At 66.7% G+C, this 15,302-nt stretch carries 13 protein-coding genes; 10 read left to right on the top strand and 3 right to left on the bottom strand.

What is annotated here, in order from left to right:
• The first annotated feature begins 89 nt into the window (after positions 1 to 89).
• The 6 genes from ABNW52_RS04280 to gap all read left to right on the top strand — a co-directional run bounded on the left by ABNW52_RS04280 (position 90) and on the right by gap (position 8,930).
• A complete protein-coding gene (locus ABNW52_RS04280; protein WP_272766553.1) occupies positions 90 to 824 on the top strand; it encodes a GntR family transcriptional regulator in 735 nt (244 codons plus the stop codon).
• Complete coding sequence (gene nagA / locus ABNW52_RS04275; protein WP_349584477.1) at positions 821 to 1,945, top strand: N-acetylglucosamine-6-phosphate deacetylase; 1,125 nt, start codon at positions 821 to 823, stop codon at positions 1,943 to 1,945. The genes ABNW52_RS04280 and nagA overlap by 4 nt, the downstream gene beginning before the upstream one ends.
• The gene (locus ABNW52_RS04270) at positions 1,938 to 2,948 is read left to right on the top strand and encodes an SIS domain-containing protein (RefSeq protein WP_349585030.1); all 1,011 of its coding nucleotides are present in this window, start codon (positions 1,938 to 1,940) and stop codon (positions 2,946 to 2,948) included. The genes nagA and ABNW52_RS04270 overlap by 8 nt, the downstream gene beginning before the upstream one ends.
• Before the next feature lie 135 nt (positions 2,949 to 3,083).
• The gene (ptsP, locus tag ABNW52_RS04265) at positions 3,084 to 5,606 is read left to right on the top strand and encodes a phosphoenolpyruvate--protein phosphotransferase (RefSeq protein WP_349584474.1); all 2,523 of its coding nucleotides are present in this window, start codon (positions 3,084 to 3,086) and stop codon (positions 5,604 to 5,606) included.
• A gap of 177 nt (positions 5,607 to 5,783) precedes the next feature.
• On the top strand, positions 5,784 to 7,427 hold the full coding sequence (gene nagE / locus ABNW52_RS04260; RefSeq protein WP_349584471.1) for an N-acetylglucosamine-specific PTS transporter subunit IIBC: 1,644 nt from the start codon (positions 5,784 to 5,786) through the stop codon (positions 7,425 to 7,427).
• Positions 7,428 to 7,919: 492 nt separating this feature from the next.
• A complete protein-coding gene (gap, locus tag ABNW52_RS04255) occupies positions 7,920 to 8,930 on the top strand; it encodes a type I glyceraldehyde-3-phosphate dehydrogenase (protein ID WP_349584469.1) in 1,011 nt (336 codons plus the stop codon).
• Between the two features lie 316 nt (positions 8,931 to 9,246).
• On the opposite strand, the gene ABNW52_RS04250 is transcribed toward gap, so the two are convergent.
• Entirely contained in the window at positions 9,247 to 9,690 is a 444-nt protein-coding gene (locus tag ABNW52_RS04250; RefSeq protein ID WP_349584466.1) for an Lrp/AsnC family transcriptional regulator, read from the bottom strand.
• Between the two features lie 443 nt (positions 9,691 to 10,133).
• On the opposite strand from ABNW52_RS04250, the gene phoB reads away from it, so the two are divergent.
• The 4 genes from phoB to tal all read left to right on the top strand — a co-directional run bounded on the left by phoB (position 10,134) and on the right by tal (position 13,821).
• The gene (gene phoB, locus ABNW52_RS04245; RefSeq protein WP_174872934.1) at positions 10,134 to 10,823 is read left to right on the top strand and encodes a phosphate regulon transcriptional regulator PhoB; all 690 of its coding nucleotides are present in this window, start codon (positions 10,134 to 10,136) and stop codon (positions 10,821 to 10,823) included.
• A gap of 3 nt (positions 10,824 to 10,826) precedes the next feature.
• Positions 10,827 to 12,125: a phosphate regulon sensor histidine kinase PhoR gene (phoR, locus tag ABNW52_RS04240; RefSeq protein ID WP_349584463.1), complete on the top strand. Its 1,299-nt coding sequence runs from the start codon at positions 10,827 to 10,829 to the stop codon at positions 12,123 to 12,125.
• 76 nt (positions 12,126 to 12,201) lie between these two features.
• A complete protein-coding gene (locus tag ABNW52_RS04235) occupies positions 12,202 to 12,513 on the top strand; it encodes a Dabb family protein (RefSeq protein ID WP_349584460.1) in 312 nt (103 codons plus the stop codon).
• A gap of 246 nt (positions 12,514 to 12,759) precedes the next feature.
• Positions 12,760 to 13,821, top strand: a complete 1,062-nt coding sequence (tal, locus tag ABNW52_RS04230) for a transaldolase (RefSeq protein ID WP_349584457.1) — start codon at positions 12,760 to 12,762, stop codon at positions 13,819 to 13,821.
• A 64-nt stretch (positions 13,822 to 13,885) separates the two neighbouring features.
• On the opposite strand, the gene ABNW52_RS04225 is transcribed toward tal, so the two are convergent.
• Positions 13,886 to 14,449, bottom strand: a complete 564-nt coding sequence (locus ABNW52_RS04225) for a hypothetical protein (RefSeq protein WP_349584455.1) — start codon at positions 14,447 to 14,449, stop codon at positions 13,886 to 13,888.
• A gap of 301 nt (positions 14,450 to 14,750) precedes the next feature.
• On the bottom strand, positions 14,751 to 15,278 hold the full coding sequence (locus ABNW52_RS04220; protein WP_349584452.1) for a hemerythrin domain-containing protein: 528 nt from the start codon (positions 15,276 to 15,278) through the stop codon (positions 14,751 to 14,753).
• Between the last annotated feature and the right edge of the window lie 24 nt (positions 15,279 to 15,302).

The following is a 15,302-nucleotide window of genomic DNA, read 5'->3' as shown; positions in this document are numbered from 1 at the left end:
GTATTAATTTTGCGGCAACTGAGCGGCTGGGACGGCAGGCGGCCAACACGTAAACTGATGCCTTTCCAAGACCACTTGAGGATTTCGCCATGGATGAACGCTGGCAGGCACTGAAACCGGACGAGGCGCAGAGCACGCCGCTGTACCTGCAGTTCGCCCGCAAGCTGGCCGAGGCCATCAACGCCGGCTGGTGGCAGGCCGACGAGGCGCTGCCGTCGGAACGCACCTTCTCCGACGAGCTGGGCATCTCGCGCGTTACCGCCCGCAAGGCGCTGGACGTGCTGCTGGAGCAGGGGCTGATCCGCCGCCGGCATGGCTCCGGCACCTTCATCACCCCGCGGCTGGAGCAACCGCTGTCGCGGCTGACCAGCTTCACCGAGATGCTGAAGCAGAAGGGGTTTGAACCGTCGTCGGTATGGCTGGAGCGCAGCATCGCCACGCCGACGCACGACGAGGTGATCAAGCTGGGGCTGTCGCCCACCGCGCAGGTGGTGCGGCTCAAGCGCCAGCGGCTGGCGGACGGCGTGGTGATGGCCATCGAGCAGAGCACGCTGCCGCTGGCCTACCTGCCGGACCCGCAGGCGATAGGCAGCTCGCTGTATGCCTGGCTGGATGCCGCCGGCCACCCGGTGGTGCGCGCGCTGCAGCACATCCGCGCGGTGAACGCCGGGCCGGATATTGCCGCCAGCGCCGGCATCAAGCAGGGCGAGGCGATGTTGTTGATGACGCGTATCGGCTACACCGCCGACAACGTGGCGATAGAACTGACCGACACCTGGTGTCGCAACGATTACTACGACTTTGTGGCAGAGCTGAGACGATGAACACACGGGTACTGCAGGGACGCATGCTGACCACCGCCGGCTGGCTGGACGGCGAGCTGCATCTGGACGACAACGGCCGCATCGCCGCCATCGACGGCCGCTTGGCCGGCGCGGGCACACCGGCGCGTTACCTGCTGCCCGGTTTCATCGACCTGCACGTACACGGCGGCGGCGGGGTGGACATCATGCAGGCAGGCGATGCGGCGGGCCATGTGGCGCGCACCCACGCCCGCTTCGGCACCACGTCGCTGCTGGCCACCACCATGACCGCACCGCGCGCCGAACTGGCGCAGGTACTGGCCGCGCTGGGCAAGGTAGCGCAGGAGCGCGCCGCCGGCAGCGCCCGCGGTGCTCGCATTTTGGGCGTGCATCTGGAAGGCCCCTATATCAACCCCGGCAAGCTCGGCGCCCAGCCGGACGACGCCGTGGCGGCGGTGATGGACGAGATCGACTACTACCGTTCGCTGGCACCGCTGAAGGTGCTGACGCTGGCGCCGGAGATCGCCGGTCACCACGAGGTGATCCGCCGCCTGAGCGCAGACGGTATCCGCGTGCAGATCGGCCACAGCCTGGGCAGTTACGAAGACGGCGTGGCCGCGCTGCAGCAAGGCGCCAGCGGCTTCACCCACCTGTTCAATGCCATGACCGGACTGCACCACCGCGAGCCGGGCATGGTGGGCGCCGCGCTGGCGCACGCCGAATACGCCGAGCTGATCCCCGACCTGCTGCACGTGCACCCGGGGGCCATGCATGCCGCGCTGCGCGCCATTCCGCGCCTCTACTGCGTCACCGATTCCACCGCCGCCGCCGGCATGCCGGACGGCGAGTACAAGCTGGGCTCCCACACCGTGACCAAGTGCATGGGTGGGGTGCGCCTGGCCGACGGCACCCTGGCCGGCAGTACCCTGACCATGGATCAGGCGCTGCGCAACCTGGTGCAGATCGGCCTGCCGCTGGCACAGGCCAGCAACCGGCTGTCGCTGTACCCGGCCGATTACCTGGGCGTGGTCGACCGTGGCCGGCTGGAAACCGGCGCCTGGGCCGATATCGTGGTGATGGATACAGACCTGCAACTGCAACACGTTTACGTAGAAGGAGAGTGCCTTGAGCCTGATGCTTGATGAAGCCCTGTTTGCCGCCGAGGCGGTAGCCGCCCAGCACATGTACGCCGACGAAGGGCTGGCGCTGCTGGGGCGCGAACTGGCCAAGGCACAGCCGCAGCTGGCGCTGACCGTGGCCCGTGGCAGCTCGGACCATGCGGCCAACTATTTCGCCTACTTGGCGATGCAGCGCACCGGCACCCCGGTGGTGTCGCTGCCGATGTCGCTGATCACCCTGCACCACGCGCCGCTGGCGGTGCGCGGGCAGCTGGCGGTGGCGCTGTCGCAGTCCGGCCGCAGCCCGGACCTGGTGGACACCATGGCGGCGCTGTCGCAAGCCGGCGCCCGTACCGTGGCGCTGGTGAACCAGCCGGATTCGCCGCTGGCCGCGGCCTGCGAGTGGTCGCTGCCGCTGTGCGCCGGCGTGGAAAAGAGCGTGGCCGCCACCAAGAGCTATATCGCCTCGCTGTCCGCCGTTGCCCGCCTAGTGGCGCACTGGCAGCGCGACGCCGGCCTGCTGGCGGCGCTGGAAACCCTGCCGCAGGCGCTGCTGGAAGCCACCCGCCAGGACTGGTCGCCGGCCATCGAGGTACTGCAGCCGGCCGAACGCATCATGGTGGTTGGCCGCGGCCTCGGTTTTGCCGTGGCGCTGGAGGCGGCGCTGAAATTCAAGGAAACCTGTGCCATCCAGGCGGAAGCGTTCTCCGGCGCCGAGATCAAGCACGGCCCGATGGCACTGATCGACGACGGCTACCCGCTGCTGATCTTCGCGCCGCGCGGCCCGGAACAGGCCGGCCTGATTGCACTGGCCGACGAGATGCGCGGCCGTGGCGCCCGCGTGCTGCTGGCCGCACCGGCCGATGTCGCCAGCCGCGACCTGAGCCTGGCGGTGGCCGGTGACGAGGCGCTGGACCCGCTGCTGGCGATCCAGAGCTTCTACCTGATGGCGGCACGGCTGTCCGAGGCGCGCGGGCTGAACCCGGATATGCCACGGCACCTGAACAAGGTGACCTGCACGCTGTAAACCGTCAGGCGCACCCGAACGCAGTACCCCGATACAACAGATACCTCGACCGCGGCCCACCGTGGCGATACCAGCCAAGCTGCGCGCCCGGCGGGGGAAGCTGCGCGCGCAACACGGCACAGAGAAAGGCGTTACATGACTGCAACCGTTACCCTGCGCGCGCCGCTTAGCGGCGTGGTACTGCCGCTGAGCCAGGTGCCGGACCCGGTATTTGCCGGCGGCATGATGGGCCAGGGCCTGGCCATCGAGCCGCTGTCCTCCACCCTGCTGGCGCCGTGCGACGGCGAGATCAGCCAGCTGTCGTCCACCGGCCATGCCGTGGCGCTGCGTGCGGCCAACGGCGCCGAGGTGCTGCTGCACATCGGCATCGACACCGTAAAGCTGGGCGGCCAGGGCTTTGCGCCGCGTGTCCGGCTTGGCGACCGCGTGCGCTGTGGCCAGCCGCTGGTGGATATCGATATCGACAGCGTGGCGCAGCGTGCGCTGTCGCTGATCACCGTGGTGGTGGTGACCAATAGCGACGACATGCAACTGAGCAGCCTGGCCAGCGGTGCGGCAGGTGAAATGGTTCAGGCCGGCAGCAGCACGCTGCTGGATATCCGCGCCAGCGGCGCGCAGGCAGGCAACAGCGTGGCCGCCAGCGGCAACAGCCTTGGCGGCCAGGCAGTGGTGGCGCACGAAAGCGGCCTGCATGCGCGCCCGGCGGCACTGCTGCAGCACACCGCGCGGCGTTTTGCCTCCCATATCGATATCGGCTTTGGCGGCAAGTTGGCCAGCGCCCGCAGCATGGTGGCCATCATGGGCCTGGGCGTGGGCGAAGGCGACACCGTCAGCGTGCATGCCAGCGGCGCCGATGCCGAGGCGGCACTGGCCGCCATGTTGGCCGCAGTAGAGACCCGCAGCGAAGCCGGCCATGCTGCTGCCCCGTTGCCTGCAAGCACGCTCGCCGCCCGTAGCGACGGCAAGCTGGGCGGCGTCTGTGCCGCCCCCGGTCTGGCGGTGGGCACGCTGGTGCTGCTGGCCGAGCAGGACCGCACGGTGCCGGAACACGGCACCGGCGTGGCAACCGAACTTACCGCGCTGCACGGCGCGCTGGCGCAGGTGCGCGGCGATATCGAGGCCGACATCGCACTGGCCGGCCAGCGTGGCGCTCGCGCTGAAAGCGAGATTTTCGGCGCGCATCTGGCGCTGCTGGACGACCCGGAGCTGAGCCTGGCCGCCGAACGGCTGATCGTGGACGGCAGCAGTGCCGCCCATGGCTATCGCAGCGCCATCCGTGCGCAGAGCGACGTGCTGCTGGGGCTTGGCAATGCCTTGCTGGCCGAGCGCGTGGGCGACCTGAAAGACCTGGAGCGCCGCGTGCTGGACGTGCTGCTGGGCAGCGCGCAGGGCGCGCCGCAGCTGCCGGCGCAAGCCATGGTGGTGGCCGACGACCTGACCCCGTCGCAACTTACCCGCCTGCCGCGGGCGCAGGTGGCCGGCCTGGTGCTGGCCCGTGGCGGCGCCAGCAACCACGTCGCGATCCTGGCGCGTGCGCTGGGCATTCCGGCGCTGGTGGCCTGCGGCCCGGCGGCGCTGCAGCTGCCGGCTGGTGCCGAGGCGGTGCTGGATGCCGGCGAAGGCTGGCTGGATGCGCAGCCGGATGCGGCCAGCCTGGCGCTGGCGCGGCAGCAGATCGCCGCCCACGAGGCGCGCCGCCTGGCGCTGCGCGAGCAATCCGCCGGCCGTGCACTGACCCGCGACGGCGTGCATATCGAAGTGGCGGCCAACGTGGTGAACGCCGCCGAAAGCCGCGACGCGGTGCTGAACGGTGCCGATGGCGTGGGCCTGCTGCGTACCGAATTCCTGTTTACCGAGCGCACCGACGCACCGAGCAGCGAAGAACAGCGTGCTGCCTGCCAGGCAGTGCTGGATGCGCTGGAAGGCCGTCCGGCCATCATCCGCACCCTGGATGCCGGCGGCGACAAGGACGTGCCCTACCTGCCGCTGCCAGCCGAGGACAATCCGGCGCTGGGCCTGCGCGGCATCCGCACCAGCCTGGCGATGCCACAGGTGCTGGACGCGCAGCTCAGCGCGCTGCTGCAGCTCAAGCCGCTGTCGCAGCTGCGCATCCTGCTGCCGATGGTGACCGACGTGGCCGACCTGTTGCAGGTGCGCCAGCGTATCGACGAGTTGGCCGCACAGCTGGGGCTGGCGGAACGGCCGCAGCTGGGCGTGATGATCGAAGTGCCGTCGGCGGCGCTGCTGGCCGCACAGCTGGCCGAGCATGCCGACTTTCTCTCCATCGGCACCAATGACCTTACCCAGTACACGCTGGCGATGGACCGCTGCCACCCGGCGCTGGCCGCACGCCAGGACGCGCTGCACCCGGCAGTGCTGCGCCTGATCGCCCTCACCGTGCACGGCGCCCGCCAGCATGGTCGCTGGGTGGGCGTGTGCGGCGCGCTGGCGTCCGATCCGCTGGCCACGCCTGCGCTGGTGGGCCTGGGTGTGACCGAGCTGTCGGTCAGCCCGGCGCTGGTACCGGAGATCAAGCACCGCGTGCGGCAGCTGGATGCCGCCGCCTGCCAGGAGCTGGCGCTGACGCTGCAGCAGCAGCGCTCCGCCGCCGAGGTGCGCGCGATGCTGGCCGCTGCGGCCAACGTTGTCGCGCAGTGAGCATCTTCACGATCTGCTGCGCTGGGGCGCAACAAGACGGTGCCACCGCGATATCGCCGCCGCGCGGCAGATCGTAAGCAGAACCCAGCCGTAGCCGGTTTGCCGGCACGGCGGGGCAACACGGACAGGCAGCTACGGCTGCCGGCCCACACACAGAGAGAGATGAGGGAGAAACAAGTGACTACATCTAGCAAGTTTGCCGGCATCCAGCAGCTGGGCCGCGCCCTGATGCTGCCGATTGCCGTGCTGCCGGTGGCAGGTCTACTGCTGCGCCTGGGTCAGCCCGATCTGCTGGGCATCGCGGTGATGGCGCAGGCGGGGGATGCCATTTTCGGCAACCTGGCGCTGCTGTTCGCCATCGGCGTGGCGGTGGGGTTCGCCAAGGACAACAACGGTGCTTCTGGCCTGGCCGGTGCCATCGGCTACCTGGTGCTGACCTCGGTGCTGAAGGTGATCGACGCCAAGATCAATATGGGCGTGCTGGCCGGCATCACCGCCGGTATCAGCGCCGGCCTGCTGTACAACCGCTACAAGGACATCGCGCTGCCGTCCTACCTGGCGTTCTTCGGTGGCCGCCGCTTCGTGCCGATCGCCACCGGCTTTGCCATGCTGCTGGCCGGCGTGGTGCTGGGCTATGTGTGGCCGCCGGTGCAGCAGGGCATCGACGCGGTGGGGCACTGGATCATCGGCGCCGGCGAGTTCGGCCTGTTCATCTACGGCGTGCTCAACCGCGTGCTGATCGTCACCGGCCTGCACCACATCATCAACACCTTTGCCTGGTTCCAGCTGGGTGACTTCACCGACACCGCCGGCAAGCTGGTGCACGGTGACCTCACCCGCTTCTTTGCCGGCGACAAGAGCGCGGGCATGTTCATGTCCGGCTTCTTCCCGGTGATGATGTTCGGCCTGCCGGCCGCCTGCCTGGCGATGTACCGCGCCGCGCGTCCGGAAAACAAGGCTGCGGTGGCTGGCGTGCTGCTGTCGATGGCGCTTACCGCCGCGCTGACCGGCGTCACCGAGCCGGTGGAATTCGCCTTCATGTTCCTGGCGCCGGCGCTGTACGCCATCCACGCGGTGCTCACCGGCATCTCCATGGCGCTGATGCATGCGCTGGGCGTGCACCTGGGCTTCGGCTTCTCTGCCGGCCTGTTCGACTACGTGCTGAACTTCGGTATCGCGCAGAAGCCGTTGCTGCTGGTGCCGGTGGGCATTGCCTACTTTGCGGTGTACTACGGCCTGTTCAGCTTCTTCATCAAGAAATACAACCTGCAGACCCTGGGCCGTGAAGACGCCGCCAGCGTGGTTGCCCCGGTAGCGGCAAGCGCCAGCATCGGCGGCCGTGCCGGTGGCTTCATCAGCGCGCTGGGCGGTGCGGCCAACCTCAAGAACGTGGATGCCTGCACCACCCGCCTGCGCCTGCAGGTGGTGGACAACAGCAAGGTGGACGAGGCGGCGCTGAAGGCACTGGGCTCGCGTGGCCTGATCAAGCCGGCGGCCGGCAGCGTGCAGGTGGTACTGGGACCGGAAGCCGAACTGGTGGCCGACCAGATCCGCGACGCGCTGCAGCAGGGCGTGGGCAGCGTGGCAGCCAGCGGTGAGCGCCAGCAATGGTTGGCCGCACTGGGCGGCGAAGCCAACCTGCGCGGGGTATCGGTGGTAGCCGGCAGCCGCCTACGGCTGGAGCTGACCGACAGCGGCCGCATCGACGAGGCACAGCTGAAGGCGCTGGGCGCCAGCGGCGTGATGACGCTGCCGGGCAACCTGCTGCACGTGGTGGTGGCCGGCGACGTGGCGCTGACCGCACGGCTGCTGCAGGCCTGATCAGCCAGTATTTCCTCCCAAGCCCGCCACCCGGCGGGACTGGCGGCGGCAAGGCAGCCATGCCTGCCGCCGCTTTTTTATGCCGCCAGCTATGGCTGGCCTGCGGCCAACGTTTGCGCTGTGCCGGGGGCGGAATTCGCTGCCTGGCGACTGCTTGCCAGCGTCGGATAGAAGCGGCGACGTAAAACCATCCCCGTGCAGCGGATGTCTCACCTGACAAGGCACTTAACGCCGCACGCCGCCTGCTTGCAACCCTCCGCGGCTGCTACGGCAGCCGGTTCTGGCAACAGCTGGCAAACGAATTGGTATCGATACCAGGCAAGCATCAAATTCATCGTGTGGCAGAAACACGCTCTGCTACGGTGAAAAGTGTTGGTAGTGCACCCACTACAAACATGAAAACCGTTGAGTACAAGACGGAATGAGAGAACGATGGTCGCACCGCTAGCGTGCAGCAGGCACGCAGGAATCACCCGCATAAAGGAGAGACACATGGCACTAAAACTGGCCATCAACGGGTACGGCCGCATCGGCCGCATGGTATTGCGCGCCTGGCAGGAACGTTTTGCCGACAAGGGCATTGAAATCGTTGCCATCAACGACCTGGGCAATCCGGAGCTGCACGCCCACCTGACCAAGTACGATTCCATCCACGGCCCGTTCCCGGGCAGCGTGGAACTGCAGGACGACAAGCTGGTGGTCAACGGCAAGCCGATCCAGCTGCTGTCGGTCCGCAACCCGGCCGAGCTGCCGTGGGGCGAGCTGGGCGTGGACATCGTGCTGGAATGCACCGGTATCTTCACCAAGCGTGACAAGGCTGGCCTGCACCTGCAAGCCGGCGCCAAGAAAGTACTGATCTCCGCCCCGGCGGATGATGCCGACGCCACCATCGTGTTCGGCGTCAACGACAACACCCTGCGCGGCGACATGAGCATCGTGTCCAACGCCTCGTGCACCACCAACTGCCTGGCCCCGCTGGTGAAGCCGCTGAACGATGCCATCGGCGTCGCCCACGGCCTGATGACCACCGTGCACTCCTACACCAACGACCAGGTGCTGCTGGATACCGAACACAGCGATCTGCGCCGCGCCCGTTCCGCCGCGCTGTCGATGATTCCGACCAAGACCGGCGCCGCCGCCGCGGTGGGCCTGGTGCTGCCGGAGCTGAAAGGCAAGCTGGACGGCTTCGCCGTGCGCGTGCCGACTGCCAACGTATCGCTGGTGGACCTGACTTTCACCGCCAAGCGCGATACCAGCGTGGCCGAGGTGAACGAGATCGTCAGCGCCGCCGCCAATGGTCCGCTCAAGGGTGTGCTGGCGGTGAATACCCTGCCGCTGGTGTCCATCGACTTCATGCACAACCCGGCCTCCAGCGTGTTCGACGCGTCGCTGACCCGCGTGATCGAAGGCCGTCAGGTGAAGGTGCTGTCCTGGTACGACAACGAGTGGGGCTTCTCCAACCGTATGCTGGATACCGCCCAGGCCTGGGCCGCGGCCAAGTAATGCGCCTGTCGGCGCGGCAATGCTTGCGGCGCCGGCGGCGATGGTTTCATACCGGTGGCCGTGTGGAGACGGCCGCCTCGCTCTTTAGTTCTTCTGTTGCTTCTTTGTGCTTAGACCCGCTCGCCAGCCCCGCAAGGGCTGGCATTTTTTTGCGCGTGGCGGGACAAGGTTGGCCGCAACCGTGTTGACGCGGCGGCCGCAAGGCGTTCGCCACCTGAGTGGCCGCCCGTAACGGCGGCCGGGCTGTAATGCGGCGCCAACGTGGCGAAATCCCCTGGCAACAGTAGGGGCGGTGGCTGTAGTGGCGCGATTACGGCTAGTCGTCGTCGCGCAGCGCCGGCATGCGCGGCGGTACCGGCTGGTCGATTACCATCGAGGTCTTGGTATCGCCGTACTGCATCAGGCGGGCGATGACCGCCTGCAGCGTGCTCATGTCGTCCACCGCCACGCGGATCATCAGCCCGCTGCTGCCGGTGATGGAGTCGCAGGCGGTGATTTCCGGCATGCGTTTCAGGGTTTCCACCACGCCGTAGTACTCCAGGTTTTTCACCGTCAGTTCGATCAGGCACTGGATCGGGTAACCCAGCTTGTCGGGGTTGATGATTGCGCGATAACCGCTGATAACGCCGCTTCGTTCCAGTTTTTCCACTCTATCGGCCACTGCCGGCGCAGAAAGGTTTACCCGGCGGGCAAGTTCTGCAAAGCTCAGACGGCCGTTTTCGTGCAGCGCAGCAAGGATTTTGCGGTCGAACTTGTCCATGTTTTCGATTCCAAAGCGAAGTATGCGAAAATAGATTGTATACAAAGTGACGAGGCCGAAAAACCTTCGATTCACTATTAACCTGACCGATTATCCTCCGTAAAATTCGCCTCGTGTTGAAGCAGTAGGGTCCGCGCCCGAGTGCTTCGACTTCTGGATCTGTTGTGAGGGTGCTCATGTCCCTGAGCATCTTTGAACTGTTCTGGTGATCTCTTTGTCCCTGGTCTTTATGGTTGTTGGCGCCTGGCGCCGGCAGCTGACCTCTTCTGGCCTGTCCCTTACCGGACAGGCCATTTTTTTGTCTGTCGCCCTGCCTGAGCCGGCCGCCATGGCTGCTATCGCCCGCGGCGGTGTAATAAATGGCGCGACAAGGTGAAGTGTCATATTTCTGTAACGGCTGCTTTCTATCCTTGCCATAATTGCTACCGGGAGGATTTACGCGCATGCCAGCCAATATTCTGCTTGTCGAAGACGAGCCGGCGATTCAGGAACTGATTGCTTTCAACCTGGTTCAGGCCGGGCACCACGTGCTGCGCGCCAGCACCGCAGAGGTGGCACTGACACTGGTCAAGAACGCACTGCCGGACCTGGTGCTGCTGGACTGGATGCTGCCGGGCGCTTCCGGGGTGGAAATCGCGCGCAAGCTGCGCGCCGACGAGCGCACGCGCCAGATTCCCATCATCATGCTTACCGCCCGCTCCGACGAACAGGACAAGGTGCAGGGGCTGGATGCCGGCGCCGATGACTACATCACCAAGCCGTTCTCGCCGCGCGAGCTGCTGGCGCGCATCAAGGCGGTGCTGCGCCGCCGCGCGCCGCAGATGACCGACGACGCGGTGGAGGTGAAAGGCCTGCGGCTGGACCCGGTGACCCACCGCGTGCAGGGCAACGGCGACACCATCGACCTCGGCCCCACCGAGTTCCGCCTGCTGCATTTCTTCATGACCCACGCCGAGCGCGTGCACTCGCGCACCCAGCTGCTGGACCAGGTGTGGGGCGACCACGTGTTCGTGGAAGAACGTACCGTGGACGTGCACATCCGCCGCCTGCGCAGCGCGCTGGAAGGCACCGGTCACGATGCGCTGATCCAGACCGTGCGCGGCACCGGTTACCGCTTCTCGGCGCAGGGGTAAGTCTTGGCCGAATTTCTTGTCGTGCGGCTGGTGACCCTGGTGGTCATCGCCGTCATCTCGCTGATCAGCGGGCTGGTGTGGGGCGAACTGACCGGGCTGGCGCTGATGCTGGGCCTGCTGGTGTCGTGGCTGGGTTTTCACCTGTATCACCTGGGGCAGCTGCTGCGCTGGCTGGAACGCCCGGCGCCGCGGCGGGTGCCGGATGGCTTCGGGCCGTGGAACACCGTGTTCATGGCGCTGTACCGCCAGGCGCGGCGGCAGAAGCAGAGCAAGCGCCGGCTAGCCATCGTGCTGGACCGCTTCATCAACGCCAGCGAGGCGATGCCGGATGGCGTGGTGGTGCTGGACGAATACGACCGCATCGAGTGGATCAACCCGATGGCGGTGGATCACCTGGGGCTGGACCGCCGCAAGGATGTCGGCAGCCAGATCCTGAACCTGGTGCGCGAGCCGGAATTCCACGATTACATGGCCGAGCAGCGCTACAGCCAGCCGCTGATCCTGCGCAGCACCGGCAATGGCCCGGAGCTGGTGTTGTCGATCCAGCTGGTGCCGTTCGACATCAAGCGCAAGCTGCTGCTGACGCGCGACATCACCCAGCTGGAACGGGTGCAGACCGTGCACCGCGACTTTGTCGCCAACGTATCGCACGAGCTGCGCACGCCGCTGACGGTGGTGGGCGGCTTTCTGGAAACGCTGTCCGATATGCCGGCGGTGGACGATGCCACCTTGCGCCAGTTCCTGCCGATGATGCTGGAGCAGTCGCGGCGCATGCAGAGCCTGGTGGAAGATCTGCTGACGCTGTCGCGCATCGAAAACAGTCCGCACGGCGTGGCGCCGGACACGGTGGACATGGGCGCCATGCTGGATACCTTGCTGGTGGAGGCCGAAGGCCTGTCGCAGGGGCGGCACCGCATCGAGTTGCAGCGCGACAGTGCGCACAATCTGCTGGGCAACCAGCAGGAGCTGCACTCCGCCTTTGGCAACCTGGTGTCCAACGCGGTGCGCTACACGCCGGAAGGCGGCAGCATCACCCTGCGCTGGCGCGAGCTGGATGATGGCCGCGCCGCGTTTTCGGTGGCGGATACCGGCATCGGCATTCCGCCGGAGCACCTGCCACGGCTGACCGAGCGCTTCTACCGCGTCGATCGCGGTCGTTCGCGCAGCAACGGCGGCACCGGCCTCGGCCTCGCCATCGTCAAGCATGTGCTGATGCGGCACCATGGCAAGCTGGAAGTGCGCAGCGAGCCGGAGAAGGGCAGCGAGTTCAGCGTGGTGTTCAGCCCCGAGCAGGTGGCCTGACGCGAGATGAGCGATACTCAAAAGGTTGGCCGCGGCCAACCTTTTGTCTTTTTGGCGCTGTTACCGGAGGCTCACCATGCTGCATCACATCGTGTTGTTCCGCTTTCATGACCATATCGACGCCGCCGCCATTGCCGCCGTCGAAGCCGACTTTGCCGCGCTGGTGGCGGCCACCGGGGTGGTCCGCGACTTCTGTCACGGCCCCGACATCAGCGTGGAAGGGCTGGCGCAGGGTTACAGTCACGCCTGGCTGTTGCAGTTTGCCGGCCCGGCCGAGCGCGATGTCTACCTGGTACACCCGGCGCACCAGCAGTTTGTCGCCAGCGTGCAGCCGTTGCTGGCCGCCGCGCTGGTATTCGATTTTGCCGATGCCGCGCCAGCCGTGTAGTGGCTTTGCTTCAGCGCAGCATCGGGTTAGGATGCCTTGTCCGACAAAGGGGCGCTTCGGAAAACCCTGGTTTCTAAGCGAGACAAGGCGCGAACGGAAAATTTCGACGCAGCATATATTTGATATGTAAGGAGAAATTTTTCGTGAGCAACGCAGTATCGCAACGAAAGCTGGCGTTTTTCGAGGTGCCCAAGACTTTCCGGCGTCATGCACGCCATGTTTCCAGCCTTTGCCCGAGTAGCACACATGAATCGACTGCAAGCCATCCGCCCGTTCGGCCAGCGCATCTGGCTGGACAACCTGTCCCGTGAACTGCTGGCCTCCGGTGAGCTGGCCCGTCTGCTCGAAGAAGACGGCATTGCCGGGGTGACCTCCAACCCGGCCATTTTTCACAAGGCGATCAGCACCGACCCGCGCTACCGCGACGAGCTGGCGCAGCTGAAAGCCAACCCGGCACTGAGCGCCGAACAGCGCTACGAAACGCTGGTGATTGCCGACATCCAGGCCGCCTGTGATCTGAACCTGGCGCAGTACCGCGCCACCGGCGGCGGCGATGGCTATGTGTCGCTGGAAGTATCGCCGGAATTGTCGCGTGACGAGGCCGGCACCCTGGCCGCCGCGCGCCGGCTGTGGGCGGCCATCGACCGCCCCAACGCCATGATCAAGATCCCGGCCACCGCCGAGGGCATTGTCGCCTTCCGCCAGCTGACCGCCGAGGGTGTCAACGTCAACATCACCCTGCTGTTCTCGCTGCGCCAGGTGGAAGCGGTGTGGGATGCCTACATCGCCGGCCTCACCGCGCGCCATGCCGCCGGCCAGCCGCTGGGGCAGATCAAGGCGGTGGCCAGTTTCTTCCTGTCGCGGGTGGACAGCCTGCTGGATGCGCAGCTGCCGGCCGAGCTGCAGGGCAAGGTGGCAGTGGCGCTGTCGCGCGTGGCGTACCAGCGCTATCTGGCGCGTTTCCACGGCGCCGAGTTCGCCGCGCTGAAAGCCGCCGGCGCCCGCGCACAGTTCCTGCTGTGGGCATCCACCGGCACCAAGAACAAGGCCTATTCCGACGTGCTGTACGTGGAAAGCCTGATCGGCGACGAAACCGTCAACACGGTGCCGGATGCCACGCTGGCGCTGTTCCGCGACCATGGCCAAGCTGCCGCCACGCTGACGCAGCAGGTGGACGCCGCCGCGGCAACGTTGGCTGCCGCGCAGGCCGCGGGGGTGGATTTCGACGCCGTGGGCGAGCAGTTGCAGCAGGACGGTCTGGTGCTGTTCGAAAAGGCGTTTGCCGAGCTGCTGCAGCTCACCGCCTGAGCCGGCTGGCACCAGGCAACAAGCTCCCCGCGGGGAGCTTTTTTGTTGCCGGCGGCAGCTGACGCTAGTTGCCGGTTTTCGGGCACGGGCTGGCCGGCTGGCGGCTGTCGCACAGCTGCACGCTGCGCAGATACTGCAGCCACGGCAACAGCTGCGCCTTGCTGGGCGAGAACTTGAACGCTTTCTGGATCACGTAAAAGCTGTCGCGGCCCTGGATGCTCTTGAACCAGGTGTTTTCCGGGCGGCCGGTGGCCGGGTTGTTGGGGCAGGCCAGGAACCATAGCGCGTACGGGTAGCCGTTCTCGCGGCCGTCGGCCACCACATCGTAGCCGCTGCCGGGGCAGGCGAAATCCCATTGCTTGACCATGATGTCGCGGAACGCCTGCGGGGAGGTGACCTTCAGCCCCTGGAACACCTGGGTGGTGATCATCTCGTCCCAGTGCTGCGCCGATTGTGCCGTGGGCACCATCTCGGTCATCAGCAGCTGCTCCTGCTGCAGCCGGTAGTCGATCTTGTAGCCGGGCGGCAGGGTCTGCAGTAGGGTTTCGTTCTGCAGTTGTGCCTGCGCGTGCTGACCCGGCCACAGCAGGCTCAGCAAGCACAGCATGGGCAGCGTGATCTGGCGCATGGTGCCTCCCGTGACTCAGTGCTCCGGCGCGCGGGCGCGCAGGACAAGGCGTGATTGCGCCGCTGTTCCCCGGTGCGAGGCAGCAGGGGGCGGCACATGCCAAGGTGCTTCTGTAGGATGCCGCGGCCGGTGAAAATTCGCGGCTACCGCTACTGATGGTAGCAGCTGTGCCGCCGATGCCCAGCGCGGCGCAGCGGTGCATGGCCGCGGCTGGACCGGGAGTGGTGCGCCGCCGCGCGCTTTGCCAGCACCGCATGGACCTGGTGCCGCTGCATGACCGGCAAGTTGCCGGCGTAGCGCGTCAGCGTGGCGTGGTGCGGCGTGCCGCCATGCGCTGGCCGGCGGCGTGCAGTTCAGCGTCGCTGATCAGCGACGCGGCGGTGGGGAACAGCCAGGCTTCCTCGCGTGCGGCGTGCTCGCGGTACAGGCGGGTGAATTCGTGGATCTCGCTGGCGTTGAGCGCGCCCAGGGTGCCGGCGGCGTAGGCGTTGAGGTCGTCGCGGATGGCGTTCCAGCGCGCATGCAGGTAGCCGTGTTCGCCCAGCAGCTGCTCGATCTTGGGCGCCGCATCCGGCTGCCGCGCCATGATCAGCGGAAACAGCTCGTCTTCTTCATCCTGATGGTGCGCCGGGCCGGCCACCTCGAAATAGCGCACGATGCCGGCAATGCTGTTCACCACAGCCTGGCTGTGGCCATGCAGCTGGATGTAGTCCGGCAGGGCATCCAGCTGCACGCAGAAGTGGCGCACCTTGTCGTGACAGGCATTGAGCATCTCCAGCGGCGCATCGAACGACGGCGCGGCGGCGGACAGGGAATCGAGCTTGAGCATGGCAGTCTCCAGCGATAAAGGTTG

Origin of the sequence: Vogesella oryzagri (assembly GCF_040148885.1) — a bacterium.
In the GTDB taxonomy this organism is placed as follows: domain Bacteria; phylum Pseudomonadota; class Gammaproteobacteria; order Burkholderiales; family Chromobacteriaceae; genus Vogesella; species Vogesella oryzagri.
Note: the sequence above shows the minus strand (reverse complement) of the source record. Positions and strands in the feature narration are given on the sequence as shown.